We start from the raw sequence: 25,282 nt of genomic DNA on the forward strand, positions 1-25,282 counted from the left end.
AACAGGAGACCTCGTGAACGCCGAACAGCGGTCGGGTGACGTCCCCGACATCCGTCCCCGGCCGTCGGCGGCCGGAGGCACCCCGCTTCTGCACGAAAGCTTTGCTGAGCAGGCCCTTCGTACCCCGCGTGCCATCGCCGTCGTCGACGGCGGACGCACCATGACGTACGAGGAGCTGGACCGGGCGGCCAACCGCATGGGGCACTTCCTCCGGGGCCTGGGCGCCGGTCCGGAATCGGTGGTCGGGGTGAGCCTCGAACGCGGTGCCGATCTGGTCGTGGCGCTGCTCGGGGTGTGGAAGGCCGGGGCGGGCTATCTGCCCCTGGACCCCGGTCAGCCGCCCGCGCGGCTGACCGGTCTGGTCCGTGAGTCGGGGGCCCGGACGGTTCTCGCGGGCCCGGCCCTCGAAGGGGCCGTACGGGACGCCGGAGCACGCCGGGTCGGTCCCGACGAGGTGCCCGCCGGTCTGCCGGCGACCGCGCCCGAGCACGGGACCGGTCCGGACAACACGGCGTACACCGTGTTCACTTCTGGCTCGACCGGCACCCCCAAGGCCGTCGTCGTCACCCACGCCGGTATCGCCAACCGGGTCCTGTGGACGGTACGCAAGCACGGCCTCGGCCCCGCCGACCGGATCCTGCAGAAGACCTCCATCGGCTTCGACGCGGCCGGCTGGGAGATCTTCGCCGCCCTGGTCAGCGGCGGCAGTGTGGTGCTCGCCCCGCCCGGCGCCGAACGCGACCCCGCGTCGCTGCTGCGTTCTGTCGCCGACAGCCGCATCACGGTGCTGCAGGTCGTGCCCTCGGTGCTGCGCATCCTCGTGGAGGAGGGCGACTGGAGCGGCTGTGCATCGCTGCGGCTGCTCTTCTCGGCGGGCGAGGCGCTGCACGGCGAACTCGTCGCCCGGCTGCGCGAGCGTGCGGGGGGCAGTCTCGAGGTCTGGAACACCTACGGTCCGACCGAGTGCTCCATCGACATCACCGCCCAGCGCGTGGACCCGGCCCTGAACAGCGGGCCGATACCGATCGGCCGCCCCATCCCGGGCCTGCGGGTCCTGGTGCTCGACCCGAACGGCGACCCCGTGCCGATCGGCACAACCGGTGAACTGTACGCAGGCGGCGTCGGCGTGGCCCGCGGCTATCTGGGCCGCCCCGACCTGACCGCCGACCGGTTCGTCCCCGACCCATACGCCACCGAGCCGGGCGCGCGCCTCTACCGCACCGGTGACCTGGTCCGCTGGCGGGCCGACCGCACCCTCGACTACATCGGCCGCATCGACCACCAGGTCAAGGTGAATGGTGTACGGATCGAGCCCGGCGAGATCGAGACCGTGCTCGCCGCGCACCCCTCGGTCACCGGTGCCGTCGTGCTGCCCTACGAGGCCGACGGTGGCAGCAAGCGGCTCGCCGCCCATCTTGCGACCACGGCCGAACTCAGCGCCGACGAGCTGCGCGGCTTCCTGCGTGAAAGGCTCCCGGAGAGCCACATTCCGTCGTTCTTCCACACCGTCGATGCCTTCCCGCTCACCCCGAACGGCAAGGTCAACCGGGCCATGCTGCCCACGCCCGGCGAGATCGCCGCCGCCGACCAGCCTGCCTTCGTCGCCCCGCGCACCCCCGCGGAACAGCTCGTCGCGGACGCCTGGGCCGGCCTCCTCGACCTGGACCGGGTCGGCGCCCACGACGACTTCTTCGCCCTCGGCGGCACCTCGCTGCAGCTGACCCGGCTCGCCGCCCGGCTGCGCGCCGCCTCCGGCGAGCAGATCTCGCTGCGTGGACTGCTCGCGGCGACGACCGTCGAGGCACAGGCCGCGCTGATCGGCGAACCCTGGGCGGACGATCCGCCGATCCGCCCCGTGCCGCGCGACGGCGAACTGCCGCTCTCCTCCGGGCAGCGCCGGCTCTGGTTCCTGGACCGGATGCACCCCGGCAGCCCCGAGTGGGTCGCACCGCTGTTCCTGCGGCTCCCCGCCACGACCGGCGCAGAGACCGTCCGGCGTGCGCTGGACACCCTCGCCGCCCGCCACGAGGCGCTGCGTACCCGCTACCCGGACCGGGGCGGCGAGCCGTACCAGGTGATTGGGGAGGCCGGGGCGGACAGCATCGAGCTGCGGGTGGTGGACACGGCCCGCGACCGGCTCGAGAGCCTCTTCCGCGAGCAGTTCGAGCGCGGCTTCGATCTCGCCCGCGGGCCGCTGTGGCGGGCGCTGCTCGCCCGGACCGACGGCGAGGACCACGTCCTGCTGCTGACGCTGCATCACATCACCGTCGACGGCTGGTCCACTGTGATCCTGGAGCGCGAACTGCGCGAGCTGTGCGCCGCCTACGACACGGAGCGGGGGCCCCGACTGGCCGCCCCCGTCGTGCAGTACGCCGACTACGGAGCATGGCAGCACGCCCGCCACACCGATGAGTTCATCGAACGCGAACTCGGCCACTGGCGCACGGCCCTGGCCGGCATCGAGACCCTCGACCTGCCCACCGACCGGCCGCGCCCCGCAGAGCGCGATCCGCGCGGCGCCGTCGTCCCCTTCCAGGTCGGACCGGAGCTGGCCGCGCGCCTCACCGAGCTCGGCCGGGCGCACGGCGCGACGCCCTTCATGACCCTCCTCACGGCGTACGCCACGCTGGTCGCCCGCTACAGCGGCCAGTGGGACGTTCCGGTGGGCACCCCGGTCGCGGGCCGGGGCCGGCCCGAGATCGAGGGGACCGTCGGCTTCTTCCTCAACTCCCTCGTGGTGCGGTGCGGGCTCGGCGCCGGCCTGACGTTCGCCGACGCCCTCGACCGGGTACGCGACACCGCGCGGGCCGCGTTCGCCCACCAGGAACTCCCCTTCGAGCGGCTCGTCGACGAGCTCCAGCCCGAGCGCGACCTCTCCCGCACCCCGCTCTACCAGGTCGCCTTCGACCTGCACAGCGAAGGAGTGACCAGCGTCGCCACCGAGGACACGGACATGGCGGCCTTCACCGCGTCCTGGCAGGTCGCCAAGACCGATCTGTCCCTCTTCATGCGCCGTACGGAGAACGGGGCATTCGACGGCGTCCTGGAGTACGCGACCTCCCTCTTCGACCACGCCACCGTTCAGCGGATGGCCGGGCACTTCGTCACCCTGCTGCACGAGATCACCACCCAGCCCGAACTCGCGCTGGGAGCAGTCGAGTTGCTGGCTGCCGACGAGCGGCGGCAGTTGCTCGCAGGGTGGAACGACACCGAGGTCCCCCTGGAGTCGGAGACCGTCCCGGCGCTCATCGAGGCCCGGTCCGCCGCCGACCCCGACGTCACGGCACTCGCGTACGGCTCCCTGACCGTCCCGTACGCCGAACTGGACGCCCGTGCCAACCGGCTCGCGCACGAGCTGCGGGCACAGGGCGTCGGGGCGGAGTCCCGGGTCGCGGTACTTCTCGACCGGGGACCCGATCTCGTTGTCGCACTGCTCGCGGTATGGAAGGCGGGCGGCGCGTATGTGCCGGTCGACCCGACCTCCCCGCCCGGCCGGATCGCGGCGATGCGGCAGAGCGCGGGCGCGCGGACCGTGGTGACCAGCGCCGGCCATGCCGAGCGCGCCGGAGACGGCGCGGTCCTGGTGGACACGGACGCGGCCCGGATCGCCGCCCGGCCCGCGACTCCGCCCGAGCGCACCGACGACCTCGACCGGCTGGCGTACGTCATCTTCACCTCCGGCTCGACCGGAACGCCCAAGGGCGTCGAAGTCACCCACCGGGGCCTGGTCAACCATGTGTCCTGGGCGGCGCGGGAGCTGGCGCCGCAGGACCACGGCGGCGCTCCGCTCTTCTCGTCGGTCGCCTTCGACCTCGTGGTCCCGAACCTGTGGGTGCCGCTCGTCACCGGCCAGCGCCTGTTCCTGCTGCCTCAGGACACGGACCTCGCGGAGCTCGGCAAGCACCTCGCGGACGCCGAGCCGTTCAGCTTCGTCAAGCTGACGCCGGGCCACCTGGATGTGCTGTCGCTCCAGCTGACACCGGCCGAGGCGGGGGCCCTGGCCCCGGTCCTGGTGGTGGCGGGCGAGGCGTTCTCGCGGGCGACGCTGGAGCGGTGGCGTGCTCTTGCTCCGGAGACGCGGCTGGTCAATGAGTACGGTCCGACCGAGGCGTCCGTCGGCACCTGCGTCTTCGAGGTGCCGGCCGATACCGCTGGGGAGGTTCTGCCGATCGGCAGGCCGTTGCCCAATATGACGATGTACGTCCTGGACGCACTGCTGCGGCCTGTTCCGGTGGGCGTGGCGGGTGAGCTGTATGTCGGTGGCACGGGTGTGGCCCGCGGCTATGCGAACCGCCCCGACCTGACGGCCGAACGGTTCCTGCCCGACCCGTACGCCGCCGAGCCCGGCGCCCGTCTCTACCGCACCGGTGACCTGGTGCGTCGGCTGCCCGACGGCAATGTCGAGTTCCTTGGGCGGATCGACGACCAGGTCAAGATCCGCGGCTTCCGTATCGAACTGGGCGAGATCCAGGCGGTACTGGCCGAACACCCCGCCGTACGCGAGGCCTTCGTCACCGCCCACGAAACGGCCAATGGCGAGAGGCAACTCCTCGCCTACTACGTGCCCGACGGGCCCGCCGACGACCTTGTCGAGCACTGCGGCCGCCGGTTGCCCGACTACATGGTCCCCGCCGCGTACCTCGCACTGGAGACGATGCCGCTCAACGCCAACGGCAAGGTCGACCGGCGGGCTCTGCCCGCCCCCGGCGGCGAGCAGGACACCGAAGGCCACGTCCCGCCGAGCGGCCCCGTCGAGGAGCGCATCTCCGAGATCTGGACCGAACTGCTGGGCGCCCAGGTCGGCGCGCACGACAACTTCTTCCACATCGGCGGCAATTCGATCCTCGCGATCCGGCTCATCTCCCGCATCCAGGAGGAGTTCGAGATCGATTTCGCGGTGCGGACGGTATTCGAGGGACCCACGGTCGCCCGGCTGGCGGCCACCGTCGAGGAGCGCATCAGGGCGGAGATCGCCGCGCTCTCCGACTCGGAGCTTGTGAATGACGAACTGCTGGTGAAGGAGCACGAAGATGACCTCCGGTGAGACAGACCAGACGGTTCCGGGCGACGGCACGGGCGCGAACGCCGGCACGAGCGCCGAGAGCCTCCGGCAGGAGCTGCTCCGCCGCCGCCTGGCCGGGCGCCGCGGAGCCGGCCGCCGTACCGCCATTCCGCGCGCCGACCGCGGCGCCCCGCTGCCACTGTCGTACGGGCAGCAGCAGATGTGGTTCCTCAACCGGCTGGAGCCCGACAGCATCGAATACCTTGTGCCGCTGGTCCTCAGGCTGCGTGGCCCGCTGGACGCCGACGCGCTCGGCCGGGCCTGGCAGGCCCTGCTGGACCGCCATGAGATCCTCCGCACCCGCTACGCCCTGGACGGCGAGGAGCCGGCCCAGGTCATCGACGCCCCGCGCCCCGTGCCGCTGCCGGTCACCGAGGTGGGCGACGAACGGAGCATCCGGGAAGCCGTCGAGAGCGACATGGCCCACCCCTTCGACCTGGGGGCCGAGTGGCCGGTACGGGCCAGGCTGTTCCGCCACGCGGACGACGACCACGTGCTCGCCGTCGTCTTCCACCACATCGCCTGCGACGCCTGGTCCACCGGCGTCTTCGGGCAGGAACTGTCCGCCCTGTACGGGGCGTTCACCAGCGGCGCCGACGATCAGCCGCTCGCCCCGCTACCCGTGCAGTACGCCGACTATGCGGCCTGGCAGCGCGCCGAGCTGAGCGGCGGCACCCTCAAGCGCCAGCTCGACTACTGGAAGGACCGGCTGGCGGGGCTGGAGGCGCTGGAGCTGCCGACCGACCGGCCGCGCCCGGTCGTGCGCGACGCGTCCGGCGACTCGGTGGCCTTCGCCCTGCCGGCCCCACTCGCCGAGCGAATACGCGAGCTGGCCGTACGCCATGACGCCACCCCGTTCATGGTGGTGCTCGCCGCGTTCCAGAGCCTGCTCGCCCGATACAGCGGTCGCACGGACGTCCCGGTCGGCACCGTCGGCTCCGGCCGTAGCCACCCCGACCTCCAGGGGCTTATCGGCTACGGCATCAACAGCCTCGTCCTGCGCGGTCGCCTCGACGGCGACCCGGCCTTCGACGAGCTGCTTTCCGCCACCCGCGCCACCGTGCTCGACGCCTTCGACCACCAGGCTGTGCCGTTCGCGCAGCTCGTGGACGAGCTGCAGCCGGATCGCGACCTGTCCCGGACGCCGCTGTTCCAGGTGGCGTTCACCATGCACGGCGACCGCACGACCGCCTTCGAACTGGCCGGCATGCGCGCGGAGCCGTACCTCGGTACCAACCGCAGCGCCAAGTTCGACCTCGACCTGCAGCTGCACGAGGCGGCCGACGGCTCACTCGGCGGCCGACTGGACTACGCCACTGCCCTGTTCGACCGCTCGACGGTGGAGCGCATGGCCGGGCATCTGCTGCGGCTTCTCGACGCCGTCACCGCAGCCCCGGCCGTCCGGCTGTCGCGCCTGGAGATCCTCGGGCCGGACGAGCGGGCGCTGCTGGCCGACGGTCCGGAGATCGAGCGGCCGGTCACGCGCCGGGTGCATGAGCTGTTCGAGGAGCAGGTGGGGCGTACGCCGGATGCTGGGGCGGTGACGTTCGGTGGGGAGACGTTGTCGTACGGGGAGTTGAATGCCCGGGCGAACCGTGTTGCCCATCTGTTGCGTGCCAGGGGTGTGGGCCCGGAGGACTTGGTCGGTCTGTGCTTGGAGCGGGGCATCGAGCTGTTGCCTGCGTTGCTCGGTGTGCTGAAGGCCGGTGCGGCCTATCTGCCGCTGGATCCGGCGAATCCGGCGGACCGTCTGGCGTACATCGTGCAGGATGCCGGGGCTCGGGTGGTGCTGTCCACGTCGGCGGTGGCGGGTGTTCTGGAGGGGCGGTACGAGGGTGAGCTGGTCCTTCTGGACCGGGATGCGGATGTGATCGCTGCTCAGCCGGACAGTGATCCGGCGGTGGAGGGCAGCCCGCAGAACCTGATCTACACGATCTACACCTCCGGCTCGACGGGGAAGCCCAAGGGCGTCGCCCTCACCCACGAGAACGTCGCGCGGCTGATGGAACGCGGGCGGGAGCACTACGCCTTCGGCGAGAGCGACGTCTGGCCGCTGTTCCACTCGTACGCCTTCGACGTCTCTGTCTGGGAGATGTGGGGTGCGCTGCTGCACGGCGGACGGCTGGTCGTCGTGCCGTTCACCGTCACCCGCTCCCCCGACGAATTCCTGGACCTGCTCGTCGAGCAGGGCGTCACCGTCCTCAACCAGACGCCGTCCGCGTTCCGTTCGTTGGTCGGCGCGGCGCGCGAGGGTGATCCCCGAGTGGACCGGCTCGCTCTGCGTGCCGTGGTGTTCGCGGGCGAGAAGCTGGAGGTCCCGGAGCTGAAGCCGTGGACCGACCGCCTGGGCCTGGACCGAGTTGCCCTGGTCAACATGTACGGGATCACCGAGACCACCGTCCACACCACCTACCGGCGCCTGGCCGATGCGGACCTCGACCCGCAGGCGGGCAACCCGGTTGGCCGCCCACTGGGCGACCTGACCGTCCATCTGCTGGATGGTCATGGCGGTTTGGTGCCGATCGGGGTGCCGGGGGAGATCCATGTCGGTGGCCCGGGTGTGGCGCGTGGCTATCTGAACCGTCCGGAGCTGACCGCCGAGCGTTTCGTGCCGAACCCCTTCGGTCCTGCGGGCTCGCGGCTGTACAAGAGCGGTGACCTGGCGCGGCGGCTCCCGGACGGGCAGCTGGAGTTCCTCGGACGGATCGACGACCAGGTCAAGATCCGCGGCTTCCGCATCGAGCTCGGCGAGATCGAGAACGTCCTCGCCGGGCATCCGGCCCTGCGGGACGCCGTCGTCGTCGTACGCGAGGACGAGCCCGGCGACGTACGCCTGGTCGCGTACGTCACGACGGACGGCGAGACACAGGCCCCGGCCCCCGGCGAGCTGCGCACCCTGCTCGTCGCGGCCCTGCCCGAGTACATGGTTCCCTCGGCCTTCGTCGTCTTGGAGCGGCTCCCGCTGACCACCAACGGCAAGCTCGACAAGCGTGCCCTGCCAGCTCCTGGTCAGGACGCTCTGGGCAGCGACCGGGCGTACGTCGCCCCGCGGACCGTCGTCGAGGAGCGCATCGCCGAGGTCTGGCAGGACGTGCTCGGCCTGGACCGGGTGAGCGTCGAAGACGGCTTCTTCGAGGTCGGCGGGCACTCCATCCGCGCGGTCACCCTGGTCGGGCGGCTGCGTGCCGCCGGATACGACCTGGCTGTACGGGACGTTTTCGAGTACCGGACAGTCGCCCGACTCGCCGAACTCGTCACGGGGCGCCCGGCGCCGGCCGCCGTGCACAGCGCCGTGGAGCCGTTCGAGCTGGTCGCGGACGAGGACCGGGCGAAGCTGCCGCAGGGGCTCGCGGACGCCTACCCGCTGTCGCAGGTGCAGCTCGGCATGGTCGTCGAGATGCTGACGGACGACGGACGGCACCCGTACCACAACGTGACCTCGTTCCGTATCCGCGACGAACAGGCCTTCTCCGCTTCGGCGCTGCGGGCAGCCGCGGCGCTGGTCGCCGCGCGGCACGACGTACTGCGTACCTCGGTGGACCTGGCCGCGTACTCCGTACCCATGCAGCTGGTGCACGCGACGGCGGAGCTGCCGGTCGGGGTGCGTGACCTGACGGGCCTGGGGGAGGACGAACTCCTCGCGTCCCTGCGTGAGTTCACGGCCACCGAACGGGCCGACCTCTTCGACCTGGCGAGGGCACCGCTGCTGCGGTTGCACGCGCACATCGCGGGCGACGGCAGCTGGTGGCTCACCAACACCGAGTGCCACGCCATCCTGGACGGCTGGAGCCACCACTCCTTCCTGATGGAGGTGCTGGAGGAGTACCGGCGCATCCGTGACGGCGAGCCGGTCGACGGGACGGTCGAGGGGACGGTCGAGGGGACGGATGCCGAGACGGGGACCACTGCCGCCAGGTTCGCGGACTTCGTCGCCGCCGAGCTGGACACGCTCGCCTCGGACGAGTCCCGCGAGTACTGGCGGAACATCGTCGACAACCACGCCCGCCTGGTCGTGCCGACGGCCTGGGCCGGCGATCGGGAGGACGACGGTCAGCCCTACCGCGTGCCCGTGCCCTTCCACGACCTGGAGGACCGGCTGTGCGCCCTGGCCACGAAGGCCGGTGCCTCGCTCAAGAGCGTGCTGCACGCGGCCCACCTCAAGACGCTCAGCCTGATCACGGAGGAGGACCGCTTCTTCTCCGGGCTGGTGTGCAACGCCAGGCCGGAGGTGCTGGGCGCTGACCGTGTGTACGGCATGCACCTCAACACGCTGCCCTTCGCCCACGACCGGACCGCCCGCACCTGGCGCGAACTGGTCACGCAGGTCTTCGCCCGCGAGATCGAACTGTGGCCGCACCGCGCTTACCCGATGCCGGTCATCCAGCGCGAACTGAGCGACGGCGAGCGGCTGATCGACATGCGGTTCAGCTACCACGACTTCGACCAGGTGGACCGCGACCGCGTGGACTACCTGGCCAGTATCGACGACAGCCCGACCGAGTTCCCGCTGGGCGTCTCCGCCCGCATCGGGCACTTGGTGCTGACGGCGAGCCCACGCGCGCTGAGCCGGGCCGGTACGGACCGGCTGGCCGCGATGCTGCGCTCGGTCCTGGAGGCGATGGCGGGGGACCCGGAGGGGTCCGCGCTCCGGTCGCACCTGTCGGAGGAGGAACTGCGCCGGGAGCTTGCGGAGTGGAACGACTCCGCGCACGAGGCCGAGTCGGTGTCGGTGCCGGAGCTGTTCGAGGCACAGGCCGCGCGGACGCCGGACGCGGTGGCGGTGCGTGCTGCTTCCGGGAGCGTGACGTACGCGGAGCTGGATGGCCGTGCGAACCGGGTGGCGCGCTGCCTGCGGGAGCGGGGCGTGGGCGCGGAGTCGCGGGTGGCGGTGGTCCTGGACCGTGGTCCGGATCTGATGGCGGCTCTGCTGGGTGTGTGGAAGGCGGGCGGCGCGTACGTGCCGGTGGATCCGTCGTATCCGGCGGAACGGGTCGCGGCGATCGTGGAGACCTCGGGCGCCCGGGTGGTGCTGGAGGGTGCGCTACCCGATCTGGACGGGTACGCGGACTCGGCGCCGGAGCGGGTCGAGGACCTGGACCGGCTGGCGTACGTCATCTTCACCTCGGGTTCGACGGGCACGCCGAAGGGCGTGGAGGTCACCCACCGCGGCCTGGTGAACCATGTGGCGTGGGCTGCACGGGAGTTGGCCTCGCGGGGTACGGGTGGTGCGCCGCTGTTCTCCTCGGTCGCCTTCGACTTGGTGGTGCCGAATCTGTGGGCTCCGCTGGTCGTCGGCCAGTCGGTGCACACCGTCTCGGCGGAGGTGGACCTGGCCGACCTCGGCCGGCACCTGGCCGCCGAAGGCCCGTACAGCTTCATCAAGCTCACCCCCGGCCACCTGGAGATGCTGGGTCACCAGCTCGACGACGCCACCGCCGCCTCGCTGGCCGGCGTCATCGTGGTCGCCGGCGAGGCGCTGCCGGGCGGGCTCGCCAACCGGTGGCTGGACCTGCTGGGCCCGGGCGGGCTGATCAACGAGTACGGCCCGACCGAGGCGTCCGTAGGCAGCTGCGTCTTCCCCGTGGAGGAGGGGCAGCCCTCCGAGGTCGTCCCCATCGGCCTTCCCTTGCCCAACATGACGATGTACGTCCTCGACCGCCAGCTGCGGCCGGTCCCGGTCGGTGTCCCCGGTGAGCTGTACGTCGGCGGGACCGGGGTGGCGCGCGGTTACGCGGGGCGTGCGGATGGGACGGCGGAGCGGTTCCTGCCGGATCCGTTCGCAGCGGTGCCGGGTGCCCGCTTCTACCGCACGGGTGACCTGGTCCGCCGGCGCACGGACGGGAACGTGGAGTTCCTGGGCCGGATAGACGACCAGGTCAAGATCCGCGGCTACCGGGTGGAACTGGGCGAGGTCCAGGCCGTCCTGGCCGAGCACCCGGCCGTCCGCGAGGTGTTCGTGAGCGTTCACGAGCCCTCCGACGGCGAGAAGTGGCTCGTCGCCCACTACGTCCCCGCGGACACCGTCGTCACGGACGCCGAGCTGGCCGAGCACGCCGCCCGACGGCTGCCGGACTACATGGTCCCCACCGCCTACGCGGCCCTGGACGCCATGCCGCTCAACGCCAACGGCAAGGTCGACCGCCGCGCCCTGCCCGCCCCCGGACCCGACGCCGGCCAGGACTCCCACACCGCGCCCCGTACCGACACCGAGGAGCAGATCGCCGCAGTCTGGCGCAAGGTCCTGGAGCGCGAACGCGTCTCCGTCCACGACGACTTCTTCGACATCGGCGGCCACTCCATCCGTGCCGTCGCCCTTGTCGGCGGACTGCGCGCGGCCGGTTTCGACATCGGCGTCCGCGACGTCTTCGAGTACCGCACCGTCGCCCGTCTCTGCGAGTTGCTGACCGGCCGTCCCGCCCCCGACACCACCGCTTTCACCGGCGTCGAGCCGTTCGCGCTCATCTCCGGGGAGGACAGGGCGGCCCTGCCCGCCGACGTCCAGGACGCGTACCCGCTGTCCCTGGTGCAGACCGGCATGGTCGTCGAGATGCTCGCCGAGGACGGCGGCAACAAGTACCACAACGTCAGCCTCTTCCGGATCCAGGATCCGGACGGCTCCCCGTTCGACGTGGCGGCGCTGCGTGCCGCCGCCCGTACGGTTACCGTCCGCCACGACATCCTGCGCACCTCGGTGCACCTGGCCACGTACTCCGTGCCCATGCAGCTCGTGCACACCACCGCCGAGGTTCCGGTCGCCGTCCACGATCTGCGCACCATGACCAAGGACGAACAGGCCCGGTCACTGAGCGAGTTCCGTAACGACGAAGGCTCCCGGCTCTTCGAACTGACCGAGGCCCCGCTGCTGCGCATCGCCGCGCTGATCGACGGCGACGACTCCTGGTACCTGGGCCTGACCCAGCCGCATGTCGTCACCGAGGGCTGGAGCCACCACTCCCTCCTCATGGAAATCCTCGACTGCTACCGGCAGCTGCGCGACACCGGCACGGCAGCCGAGCCCGAGCCGGTCGCCGTCCGGTACGCCGACTTCATCGCCGGGGAGCTGGAGTCCCTGGACTCGGCGGAGGACCGCGCGTACTGGCAGCAGACCCTCGACAGCCACGTCCCGTTCGCTCTGCCCGCCTCCTGGGCGGACGGCCCCGACACCCCTCGCCGACCCTCCCGCGCCCGGGTGGATCTGCGCCCGCTCGAGCGTGGGCTGCGGGCGTTCGCGGCCGCTGCCCGGGTCTCGTACAAGAGCGTTCTGCATGCCGCGCACCTGAAGGTGATGAGCATGCTGACGGACGAGCCGGCGTTCTTCACCGGCATCGTCTCGCACGGCCGCCCCGAGGCGCTGGGAGCCGAGCGGGTGTACGGCATGCACCTCAACACGCTGCCGCACGCGTACGACCGGCGTTCCGTCCGCACCTGGCGCGAGCTGGCCCAGCAGGTCTTCGACCGCGAGGCCGGGACCTGGCCGCACCGCCGCTATCCGCTGCCCGCGATCCAGCGTCTCGCCGGTGCCAACCGCCTCATCGACGTGGTCTTCAACTACCTCGACTTCCACCAGGTCGACTCCGACCGGGTGGACATGGCGGGCGCGGTGCACGACGCCGCCACCGAGTTCGCACTGCACGTCTCCGTGCTCGGCGGCTACCTCGGGCTGAGCACCCACACCCACGCCCTCAGTCAGCACAGTGCCGACCGCCTCGCCGCCCTCTACCAGGCGGTGCTCGAAGCGATGGCCGCCGACATCGACGGCGACACGCGCGCCGTCGTGCTCCCCGCCGGGGAGCTGGAGCTGCTGGCACCGCTGGCCGGGCCCACGCCCGAAGCCCTGGACACCGTGCCCGGACAGTTCGCCGCGCACGTCGCCCGGACCCCGGACGCCGCCGCGGTCGTGTACGAGGACACCACCCTCACCTACGCCGAACTGGACGCCCGCGCCAACCAGTTGGCGCACCACCTCACCGACCTCGGGGTCGGCCCGGAGACCCTGGTCGGCATCAGCGCCGAGCGCGGCCCCGGCCTGGTCGTCGGGCTGCTCGGCATCATGAAGGCCGGGGGCGCGTATGTCCCGCTGGACCCGGCCTACCCGGCCGACCGGCTCGCGTACATGCTCGCCGACTCCGCCGTGCCCGTGCTCGTCACCCAGGAGCATCTGCTGGAGCGGCTGCCCGCGCACCAGGCCGTCGCCGTCTGCCTGGACCGGGACGCCGAGGTCCTCGCCACCCGGCCCACCACCGCACCGGCACCCGGACTGACCGCCGACAACGCCGCGTACGTCATCTACACCTCGGGCTCGACGGGCCGCCCCAAGGGCGTCGTCGTGACCCACCGCGGCACCGGGAACCTGGCGGCGGCGCAGGCCGGCGCCTTCGGCATCGGCGTGGGCGACCGCGTCCTGCAGTTCGCGTCGGCCAGCTTCGACGCGGCCTTCGCCGATCTCGCCCAGTCGGTCCTCTCCGGAGCGACCCTGGTCCTCGCCCCCGCCGAGCGGCTGCTGCCGGGCCCCGAGCTGACCCGGCTCACCTTCGAGCAGCGGATCACCCAGGTCACCCTGCCGCCGACCGCGCTGTCCGTGCTGCTGCCGGACGGCGGACTGCCGGCCGGCGCGACCTTGGTGGTCGCAGGCGAGGCATGCACCCCCGATCTGGTGGCCGCCTGGTCCCCGGGACGCCGCATGATCAACGCCTACGGGCCGACCGAGACGACCGTCTGCGCCTCGATGAGCGACCCACTGACCGGCACCGCCCGGCCGCCCATCGGCCGGCCCATGCCGGGCTTCGACCTGCGGGTGCTCGACGCGGACCTGCGGCCCGTGCCCGCCGGTGCGCCCGGTGAGCTGTACATCGCCGGAGTGGGCCTCGCCCGGGGCTACCGGGGCCGCCCCGACCTGACCGCCGAGCGCTTCCTGCCCGACCCGTACGGCGACGAGCCCGGCGCCCGCCTCTACCGGACCGGCGACTTGGTCCGGCTCCTGCCCGACGGGCAGCTCGACTTCGTCGGCCGTGTCGACAACCAGGTCAAGCTGCGCGGCTTCCGCATCGAACTCGGCGAGATCGAAGGCGCGCTGGCGCGTCTCGACACGGTCCGGGACGCGGTCGCTGTCGTACGTGAGGACAGCCCGGGCGACAAGCAGCTCGTTGCGTACGTCTCCCCGGCCGACGGACACGAACCGTCGCCCGTCGCGCTGCGCGACGCGCTCGCCGCCGGACTCCCCGGCTACATGGTCCCGGCCGCCTTCGTCGTCCTGGACAGCATTCCGCTCACCGCCAACGGCAAGGCCGACAGGCGTGCCCTGCCCGCCCCCGAGCGCTCGGCGCTCGCCGCGGCCGCGGCCCATGTCGCGCCGCGCACCCGCGCCGAGGAGCGGATCGCCGAGATCTGGCAGGACGTGCTCGGTGTCGACCGGATCGGTGTGCACGACGGCTTCTTCGACCTGGGCGGTGACTCGATCCGCGCGGTGTCGCTGATCGGTGCGCTGCGCGAGGCCGGATTCGACATCGGCATTCGCGAAATCTTCGAAGGCCGCACGGTTGCCGCCGTCGCCGAAATCGCCACCGGCCGGCCCGCGCCCGCCGAGCCGCAGCCCGGGGTCGCGCCGTTCGCGCTGATCACGGACGAGGACCGGGGGCTGCTGCCCGCAGGCACTGACGACGCGTACCCGCTCTCCCAGGTGCAGATCGGCATGGCCGTCGAGATGCTCGCCGACGAGACGGGCGCCAAGTACCACAACGTCAGCGTCAACCGGATCCGCGACGGCGTGCCCTTCGACGGCGAAGCGCTGCGCGAGGCGGTACGGCTGGTGGCGGACCGGCACGATGTGCTCCGTACGTCCTTCCGGCTCACCGGTTTCTCCGTGCCGATGCAGCTCGTGCACACCACCGTGGAAACCCCCGTCACCGTGCGCGACCTGCGCGGTCTGGACGCCGACGCGCAGAACGAGGTGGTGCGGGCCTTCGTCGCCGCGGAGAAGGCAGCCCTCTTCGACCTGGCCACCGCCCCGCTGCTGCGCGTCGCCGCCCTCGTCGAGAGCGACCAGGCCTGGCATCTCGCGCTCACCGAGTCCCACGCCATCACCGAGGGCTGGAGCTATCACGCGCTGATGATGGAACTGCTCCGCACCTATGAGCAGATCAGGGACGGGCAGGCCGCACCCGTCACCCCGGCCGCCCCGCCGGTCCGGTTCGCCGACTTCATCGCCGCCGAGCTGACGTCACTCGAGTCCGCGGAAGACCGTGACTACTGGCAGTGCATCACCGAGGAGTACGAGAAGTTCGAACTCCCCGAGGGCTGGGGCGAGAACGGTGAGCGGCCCGAGCCCTACCGGACAAGGGTCCCGCTGGTCGACCTGGAGCCGCGGCTGCGCGCACTCGCGACCACGGCACAGGTCTCCCTCAAGGCGGTGCTCCACGCAGCCCATCTGAAGGTGATGAGCCAGCTCACCGCCGAGGAGTCCTTCTTCACCGGCCTGGTCTCCGACACCCGGCCGGAGGCGGCGGGCGCCGACCGCGTCTACGGCATGTACGTCAACACCGTGCCGTTCGCCTTCGACCGCTCGGCCCGCACCTGGCGCGCGCTGGTCCAGCAGGTCTTCGCCCAGGAAGTCGCGCTCTGGCCGCATCGCCAGTACCCGCTGCCCGCCATGCAGCGGCAGGCCGGCGGCCGCCGCCTCGTGGACGTCGTCTTCAACTACCAGGACTTCCGGATGGTCGACACCGACCTGGTGGACGTCCAATCGGGCATCGGCTCCGGCGGCATCGAGTTCGGTCTCGCGGTCACCACGCTCGCCGGACACCTCAACCTGAAGACGAACACCGCCACCCTCTCCCGGGCCAACGCCGACCGGCTTGCCGCCATGTACCGGGCCGTGCTGGAGTCGATGGCCGCCGGCGCCGACGGCGACGCGCAGGCCGCGTACCTCCCGCCGGGGGAGCGCGAGCTGCTGCTCGCCGACTGGGCTGCGCGCACGGCCGCCACGACGGGCGATCCCCGCACTGTCCACGGCGTCTTCGAGGAGCAGGTCCGCCGCACGCCCGACGCGGTGGCCGTCAGCCATCAAGGCACCCGCCTCACCTACGCCGAGCTGAATGCCCGGGCGAACCGGGTGGCGCATCTGCTGCGCGCCAGGGGCATCGGCCCTGAGACCCTGGTCGGCGTCTGCATGGAGCGCGGCGTCGAGTTGGTGCCCGCACTCCTCGGAGTACTGAAGGCCGGCGGCGCGTACGTCCCGCTCGACCCGTCCTATCCGGCCGACCGGCTGGCGTACATCGCGGCGGACGCCGCCGCACCCGTCGTCGTCACCGAACACGTGGCGGCCGGCGTCCTCGACGGCCGGTACGAGGGCGAGCTGATCGTCCTCGACGACCCCCGCTTCGCCGAGGAGCTGGCCGCGCAGCCGGACTCGGACCCCGAGCCGCTCGGCAGCGCGGATGATTTGATCTACGTCATCCACACCTCCGGCTCCACCGGAAAGCCCAAGGGCGTCTGCCTCAGCCACGCCAGTGTGCTGCGTCTGTTCACCGTGACGGAGGACCAGTTCCACTTCGGCCCGGCCGACGTGTGGACGCTGTTCCACTCGTACGCCTTCGACTTCTCGGTCTGGGAGCTGTGGGGAGCCCTGCTGTACGGCGGCCGACTGGTCGTCGTCCCGCAGAGCGTCACCCGCTCGCCCGAGGACTTCATCGGCCTGCTCGCTGACGAGGGCGTCACCGTCCTCAACCAGACGCCGTCCGCGTTCCGTTCACTGGTCGGCGCCGCCCGCGACGGCGACCCGCGCATTGAACGCCTGGCTCTGCGAACCGTCGTCTTCGGCGGCGAGAAGCTGGAGGTCGGCGAACTCGCCCCGTGGGCGGACCGGTTGGGCCTCGACGCCCCTGAGCTGGTCAACATGTACGGCATCACCGAGACAACCGTCCATGTCACACACCACCGCCTGGACGCGGCCGACCTCGCCGCGCCGCTGCGCAGCCCGGTCGGCGGCCCGCTCGGGGACCTGCGCACCGTCCTGCTCGACCGCAACGGCCGACTGGTCCCGCTCGGAGTGCCCGGCGAGATCCACGTCGGCGGACCGGGCGTCGCCCGCGGCTACCTCGGGCGTCCCGGGCTGACTGCCGAGCGGTTCGTCCCCGACCCGTACGGCGACGAGCCCGGCGCGCGGCTGTACCGGGCCGGTGACCTGGCCCGCAGGCTCCCCGACGGCAGCCTCGACTTCCTCGGCCGGATCGACGACCAGGTGAAGATCCGCGGCTTCCGTATCGAACTGGGCGAGATCTCGGCCGCGCTCGGCTCGCACCCCCAGGTGCGGGACGCCGTGGTCGTGGTCCGCGAGGATCTCCCCGGCGAGAAGCAGCTCGTGGGCTACTTCGTACCGGCGGACGGCCCCGCCCCCTCACTGAGCGAGCTGCGCGAGCACCTCGCCGCCTCGCTGCCCGAGTACATGGTCCCGGCAGCCTATGTGCCCATCGAGCGCATCCCGCTGAACGCCAACGGCAAGCTCAACCGCCGGGTCCTGCCTGCCCCTGCGGAGGCCGCGCTCGCCTCGGACACCGCGTACGTCGCCCCGCGCGACGAAACCGAACGGCGGATCGCCGAGATCTGGCAGGAGGTCCTCGGCGTCGAGCGGATCGGCGTCCACGACGGCTTCTTCGACCTCGGCGGTGACTCGATCCGGGCCGTGCCGCTGGTCGGCGCACTGCGCGCCGCCGGATTCGACATCGGTGTACGCGAGGTCTTCGAGTACCGGACTGTCGCGCGCACGGCCGAGCTCACCACCAGGCAGGACACGACCCGGGAGGAGGCGGCAGTGCTGCCGTTCGCACTGATCACGGAGGAGGACCGGGCAAAGCTGCCCCCGGGCGTCGACGACGCCTACCCGCTTTCCCAGATCCAGGCCGGCATGGTCGTCGAGCTGCTGAACGACGGTGGCCGCAGCAACTACCACAATGTGACCTCGTTCCGCATCAAGGACGAAGAACCCTTCGACGGCGGGGCACTGGCCGCGGCCGTACGTCTGGTGGTCTCCCGGCACGACGTACTGCGCACCTCCGTACACGCCACCGGCTACTCCGTGCCCATGCAGCTCGTGCACACCGCCGTGGACATCCCCGTCCCGACGCACGACGTGACCGGCCTCGACCGGTCCGGCCTGGAGAGCGCCCTGCGTACATACGTCGCCGGGCAGCGCGAGGACCTGTTCGACCTCTCCACCGCGCCGCTGCTGCGTGTCGCCGCCCACATCGAGGGCCCGGGGGCCTGGTGGCTCAGCCTCACAGAGTCACATGTGATCCTCGAAGGCTGGAGCCATGCCTCGCTGGTCATGGAGATCCTGGAGACCTACCGGGCGATCCGTGACGGGGAGCAGCCCGCCCACGAGCAGCTCCCCGTCAGGTATGCCGACTTCATCGCCGGGGAGCTGGCGGCCCTGGCCTCCGACGAGGACCGCGCCTACTGGTCCGGTATCGTCGCCGAACACACCAAGTTCGAACTCCCGGCGGGCTGGGCCGAGTCCGTCGGCAAGCCGTCCGGATCGCACCGCGTCAGGGTCGACTTCGGCGACCTCGCCGCCGAGCTGCGCGCCCTGGCCACCGCCACGGGAACGTCCTTCAAGAGCGTGCTGCACGCCGCCCATCTGAAGGTGCTGAGCCAGCTCACCGGCGAGGCGGCCTTCTTCACCGGACTGGTGTGCCACGCCAGGCCCGAGGTCGCGGGCGCCGAGCGGGTCTACGGCATGCACCTCAACTCACTGCCGTTCGCCCACGACCGCCGCGCACGCACCTGGACCGAGCTGGTGCGCCAGATCTTCGAACGGGAGCTGGAGGTCTGGGACCACCGGCGCTACCCGATGCCCGCCATCCAGCGCGAGGCACGTGCGGGCCGGCTCATCGACGTCCTGTTCAACTTCGTCGACTTCCATCAGGTGGACGGCGAGCTGATCGACTCGGACGTACGGATCAGCGAGACACCCACCGAGTTCGGCCTCTCGGCCCATGCCACCGCTGACAACATCGTGCTGTCGACCACCACTCAGGTGCTCGGCAAGGCCCACGCCGAACGGCTCGCCGGGATGTACCGGGCGGTCCTGGAGTCGATGGCCGCCGACGCCGAGGGCGACGCCCGCGCGATGTATCTTCCCGCCGGTGAGCGCGAACGCCTCCTTGGCGAGCAGAGCACCGAGGCCGCGGAACCCGTTACACGCCGGGTGCACGAGCTGTTCGAGGAGCAGGTGGGGCGTACGCCGGATGCCGGGGCGGTGACGTTCGGTGGGGAGACGTTGTCGTACGCCGAGTTGAATGCCCGCGCCAACCGTGTTGCCCATCTGTTGCGTGCCAAGGGCGTCGGTCCGGAGGACTTGGTCGGTCTGTGCCTGGAGCGGGACGCGGAGCTGTTGCCCGCGCTGCTCGGTGTGCTGAAGGCCGGCGCAGCCTATGTCCCGCTGGATCCGGCGAATCCGGCAGACCGCCTGGCGTACATCGTGGGCGACACGGCGGCTCCGGTGGTGCTGTCCACGTCGGCGGTGGCGGGTGTTCTGGAGGGGCGGTACGAGGGTGAGCTGGTCCTTCTGGACCGGGATGCGGATGTGATCGCTGCTCAGCCGGACAGTGATCCGGCGGTGGAGGGAAGCCCGCAGAACCTGATCTACACGATCTACACCTCTGGTTCGACCGGGAAGCCCAAGGGCGTTGCCCTCACCCACGCCAATGTGGTGCGGCTGCTCAGCACCGCCCAGGAGCACTACGCCTTCGACGAGACCGATGTGTGGTCGCTGTTCCACTCGTACGCCTTCGATGTGTCGGTCTTCGAGATGTGGGGTGCGCTGCTGCACGGCGGACGTCTGGTCGTGGTGCCGTTCACGGTCACCCGCTCGCCGGAGGAGTTCCTGGACCTGCTGGTGGAGGAGGAGGTGACGGTCCTCAGCCAGACGCCGTCCGCCTTCCGCGGTCTGGTCGCGGCAGCGGCCGACGGGGACCGGCGGGTCAAGCAGCTTTCGGTACGTGCCGTGGTGTTCGCGGGCGAGAAGCTGGAGGTCTCCGAGCTGAAGCCGTGGACCGACCGGCTCGGCCTGGCCAGGACGGCCCTGGTGAACATGTACGGCATCACCGAGACCACCGTCCACACCACCTACCACCGGCTCACCAAGCGCGACCTCGAACCGGGAGCCGGCAACCCCATCGGCCGTCCGCTGAGCGACCTCAGGGTCCATCTGCTCGACGCCAACGGGGACTTGGTGCCGATCGGGGTGCCGGGGGAGATTCATGTCGGTGGCCCGGGTGTGGCCCGTGGCTATCTGAACCGCCCCGAGCTGACCGCAGAGCGTTTCGTTCCCGACGCCTACGGTTCCGCAGGAGCGCGGCTGTACAAGAGCGGTGACCTGGCGCGGCGGCTCCCGGACGGGAGTCTGGAGTTCCTCGGACGGATCGACGACCAGGTAAAGATCCGCGGCTTCCGCATCGAGCTCGGCGAGATCGAAAGCGCGCTGGCCGGGCATCCGGCGGTGCGGGACGCGGTCGTCGTCGTACGTGAGGAACGGCTGGTGGCGTACGTCGTACCGGTGGATCACGCTCCGAGTCTTGGCGAGCTGCGGGCGCATCTGGCCGCGTCGTTGCCCGAGTACATGATCCCGGCCGCGTTCGTGCCTTTGGATGCGCTGCCGCTGACCACCAACGGCAAGCTCGACAAGCGAGCCCTGCCCGCCCCCGAAGGCAGTGCGCTCGGCAGTGACCGGGCGTACATCGCCCCGCGCACCGCCGTCGAGCAGCAGATCGCCGCCATCTGGCAGGAGGCGCTGGGCGTCGACCGGGTCGGCGTCGAGGACGGCTTCTTCGACCTCGGCGGCGACTCCATCCGGGCCTTGGTAGTGGTGGGCGCCCTGCGCGCCGCGGGCCACGATCTTGCGGTACGCGACGTCCTGGCCGCCCGCACGGTCGCGGCACTCGCCGAACTGGCCACCGGCCGCCCGGCGCCGGCCGCCGTCGGGACCACCCTGGCCGAGGCGTTCGGACTGGTCGCGGACGAGGACCGGGCGAAGCTGCCGGAGGGGCTCGCGGACGCCTACCCGCTGTCGCAGGTGCAGCTCGGCATGGTCGTCGAGATGCAGAGCGGCGATGCCCGGCACAAGTACCACAACGTCGTCTCCGTCCGGATCCGTGACGAGGAGCCGTTCTCGGCGGAAGCGCTGCGCACCGCTGCGGCGCTGATCGTCGAGCGGCACGAGGTCCTGCGCACCTCCCTCGACCTCACCTCGTACTCCGTACCGATGCAACTGGTGCACGCACAAGCCGGACTGCCCGTCGCGGTCCGCGATCTGCGCGGGCTGAACGAGAGTGAACTGGCCGACTCCATGCGGCAGTTCACGGCCGACGAGCGGGCGGAACTCTTCGACCTGGCGGCCGCCCCGCTGCTGCGGATCGGCGCCCATGTGGAGAGCGACCGCGCCTGGTGGCTGTCGGTGACCCAGTGCCACGTCATCCTGGACGGCTGGTCTCACAGCAACCTCCTGATGGAGGTGCTGGGCGAGTACCGGCGCGCCCGGAGCGGTCAGGAGCCGGACGAAAGCGCGAGGGGCGAGAGCGCGAGGGGCGAGGTGAGGTTCGCGGACTTCATCGCCGCCGAGTTGAACTCGCTCGCCTCGGACGAGGACCGTACGTACTGGAAGGGAATCGTCGAGGGCTACGACCGGTTCGCCCTGCCGGCGGTCTGGGCCGACCCGGCGGACACCGCGCCGGTGGCCTGCCGGAGCAGGATTGCGTACGCCGACCTGGAGGAACCGCTCCGTGCCCTGGCGAGTGCGGCGGGCGCCTCGCTCAAGAGCGTGCTGCACGCCGCCCACCTGAAGACCCTGAGCCTGCTCACCGAGCAGCAGTCCTTCTTCTCCGGGCTGGTGTGCAACGCCAGGCCGGAGGTGCTGGGCGCTGACCGTGTGTACGGCATGCACCTCAACACGCTGCCCTTCGCCCACGACCGGACCGCCCGCACCTGGCGCGAACTGGTGGCGCAGGTCTACGGCCGGGAGACCGAGCTGTGGGCGCACCGGGCCTACCCGATGCCCGTCATCCAGCACGAACTGGCCGACGGAGACCGGCTCATCGAAGCCCCGTTCACCTACCAGGACTTCCGGCAGATCGACCACGACCTGATCGACACGCAGGCCACGGTCGGTGAGGGAGCGCTCGAATTCGGGCTGCGGGTGTCCGCGCTGGGCGGCTCGATCAACCTCCACGCCAACAACCACGTGGTGAACCAGCGGCAACTGGAACGCATCGCCGACCTGTTCCGCTCGGTCCTTGAGGCGATGGCAGCGGATGCTGAGGGGTCGGCGCAGGAGTCGCATCTGCCGGAGCAGGAACGCCGGCGTCAGTTGGTGGAGTGGAACGACACGGCGTTCGAGGCGGAGCCGGCGTCGGTGCTGAAGTTGTTCGAGGCGCAGGCGGCGAAGGCTCCGGAGGAGGTGGCGGTACGCAGCGGGGACGTGACGGTCTCGTACGGGGAGTTGGATGCCGAGGCGAATCGGATTGCGCACTGTCTGCGGGCGCGGGGGGTGGTTGCGGAGTCGCGGGTGGCGGTGAAGCTGGACCGTGGTCCGAAGTTGATCGCGTCGCTGCTTGGTGTGTGGAAGGCGGGGGCTGCGTATGTGCCGGTCGACCCGTCGTATCCGGCCGAGCGGGTGGCCGCGATCGTCAAGACCTCCGGTGCGAAGGTGCTGCTCGACGAGGACCGTCCGTCCGTGGAGGGTTTCCCTGCTACGGCGCCGTCACGGGTCGATGATCTGGACCGGCTGGCGTATGTGATCTTCACGTCCGGCTCCACCGGTACGCCGAAGGGCGTGGAGATTCCCCACCGGGGCCTGGTCAACCATGTCGCCCAAGCGGCACGGGAGTTCACCAAACGGGGCACCGGCGGAACGGCGCTGTTCTCGTCCGTCGCCTTCGACCTGGTCGTCCCCAATATCTGGGTACCGCTCATCATGGGCCGGTCGGTGCACACCGTCTCCCAGGATGTCAGCCTCGGAGAGCTGGGCGCACAGTTGGCCGCCGGTGCTCCGTACAGCTTCCTCAAGCTGACACCGGGACACCTGGAGCTACTGGCCCATCAGCTGGACGCCGAGGCGCTCGCGGCGCTGACCGGGACGGTCGTGGCCGGGGGTGAGGCGTTCCCCGGTGAGGTCGCCAACCGGTGGCTGGAACTGCTCGGCCCGGGCGGACTGATCAATGAGTACGGCCCGACCGAGGCATCTGTGGCGACCTGCGTCTACGCCGTCATGGAAGCGCAGCCCTCCGAGGTCGTCCCGATCGGCAGGCCGTTGCCGAATATGACGATGTACGTGCTGGACGGGTGGCTGCAGCCGGTTCCGGCCGGGGTCGCGGGTGAGTTGTATGTCGGTGGTACGGGTGTGGCGCGTGGTTATGCGAACCGCCCTGATCTGACGGCCGAGCGGTTCTTGCCCGACCCGTACGCCGCCGAGCCTGGTGCCCGTTTCTATCGGACCGGTGATCTGGTGCGGCAGCGCGAGGACGGGAATGTGGAGTTCCTGGGCCGGACCGACGACCAGGTCAAGGTCCGTGGCTTCCGTATCGAACTGGGCGAGGTCCAGGCCGTGCTGGCTGAACACCCTGCCGTACGCGAGGCCTTCGTCACGGCTCATCAGCCGCAGAGCGGCGACAAGCAGCTCGCCGCCTACTACGTGTCCGACGAGCAGGACGTGCACGACCTCGCCGAATACTGCGCGCTGAGGCTGCCCGACTACATGATCCCCGCCACCTTCACCGCCCTGGAGGCCATGCCCCTCAACGCCAACGGCAAAATCGACCGCCACGCCCTCCCCACCCCCGACCGCAGTGTCCGATACGGCGAGGAGGAACGGGAGTACACCGCCCCCGAGACGGAGACCGAGAAGGCGCTGGCCCGTCTCTGGGAGCTGACGCTCGGGCGCGACCGGATCGGCGCGAACGACAACTTCTTCGCCCTCGGCGGCCATTCGATGCAGGTCATCAAGGTGATGGCGGCCGCCAGGAAGCTGAAGCTGCCCGTCTCGCTGCAGATGCTCTACCAGACGCAGACACTGGCCGAACTGGCCGCGGAGATCGACGCCGAGGTGGCCCGTCCCAACGTGCCCCCCACGGTCGAGCGGAAGCCCGAGACGGGGTCGCAGCCCGCGGCGCAACCGCCCATGGACCGGCTGCCCGCCATGACGGAGCACCACATCCCTGGCGTGAGCCTCGCGGTACTCCGTGGCGGCGAGGTCTCCGAGTTGCGCGGCTACGGCGCTCTGGAGGCGGGTGGCACCGACCCGGTCACCCCTGCGACCCTCTTCCCGGCCGGGTCCATCAGCAAGCACATCACAGCCCTGGGCGTGCTTCGCCTGGTGGACGCGGGCCGGCTCGACCTCGACACGGACGTCAACGCCTACCTCACCGGCGGCCGACACGTCGCCGACCGGGACGGCACACCGGTCGCCGTCACCCTCAGGCAGTTGCTGTCGCACTGGTCGGGTCTTGTCTCCGTGCCGTACGCCGGTGTCGCACCAGGCACCGAACTGCCGCCGCTCTCGGACCTGCTCGCGCAGACGCACAGCGAGGTCGAACCGGGCACCAGGTTCCTGGTCTCCAACACCAACTACTGGGTGATCCAGCAGGTGCTGGAGGACGTGACCGGGACCCCGTTCGCCGAGCTGATGCGGACCACGGTCTTCGAACCGCTGCGCATGGCGTCCAGCAGCTTCGAGCCGGCCTTCCCGGAGATCTCCGGCAAGCCGGTGGCCGTGGGCCACGATCCGGTCGGCCGCCCGCTGGAGGGCGGCTGGCGTGTCGGGCCGCATCTGGCCTCGTCGGGCCTCTGGTCCACCGCCGCCGACCTCGCCAAGGTCGCCGTGGAACTGCGCCGGGCCTACCTGGGCGAGCCCTTCGCCGTACTGTCCCGGCCGCTGGCCGAGCAGCTGCTCACTCCCGTCGGCGAGGGCACGTTCTACGGCCTCGGCACGGTGGTGGACGGGGAGGCCCCCGACCTGGAGGCCGGCCACGGCGGGGAGCCGCACGGCTACCGCAACATGCTGATCGTCCGGATCTCGGACGGCACGGGCTTCGTGGTCCTCACCAACGCCGAGTCGGGCCGCGCGGCGATCAAGGCCGTCTCCGCGCAGCTGCGGGAGCAGTCCCGCTTCGGCGGCGGCGAACTCGCCGGCCAGTGGGCCCAGGACCAGTGATGACGAACACCGACCAACTCATG

2 protein-coding genes are annotated in these 25,282 nt (G+C 71.1%); both read left to right on the plus strand.

Annotated elements, in window-relative coordinates; genetic code table 11:
* Positions 1-13 precede the first annotated feature (13 nt).
* Positions 14-5,044, plus strand: a complete 5,031-nt coding sequence (locus PXH83_RS24835; RefSeq protein WP_274563292.1) for a non-ribosomal peptide synthetase — start codon at positions 14-16, stop codon at positions 5,042-5,044.
* Entirely contained in the window at positions 5,031-25,259 is a 20,229-nt protein-coding gene (locus PXH83_RS24840) for a non-ribosomal peptide synthetase (protein ID WP_274563294.1), read from the plus strand. The genes PXH83_RS24835 and PXH83_RS24840 overlap by 14 nt, the downstream gene beginning before the upstream one ends.
* The last annotated feature ends 23 nt before the right edge of the window (positions 25,260-25,282 follow it).

The sequence above is a fragment of the Streptomyces spiramyceticus genome (genome assembly GCF_028807635.1).
GTDB lineage: Bacteria > Actinomycetota > Actinomycetes > Streptomycetales > Streptomycetaceae > Streptomyces > Streptomyces spiramyceticus.

What these genes read in the sequence shown, in the direction of transcription:
- PXH83_RS24840 (WP_274563294.1), top strand. Translation starts at nt 5,031, where the DNA reads ATGACCTCCGGTGAGACAGACCAGACGGTTCCGGGCGACGGCACGGGC.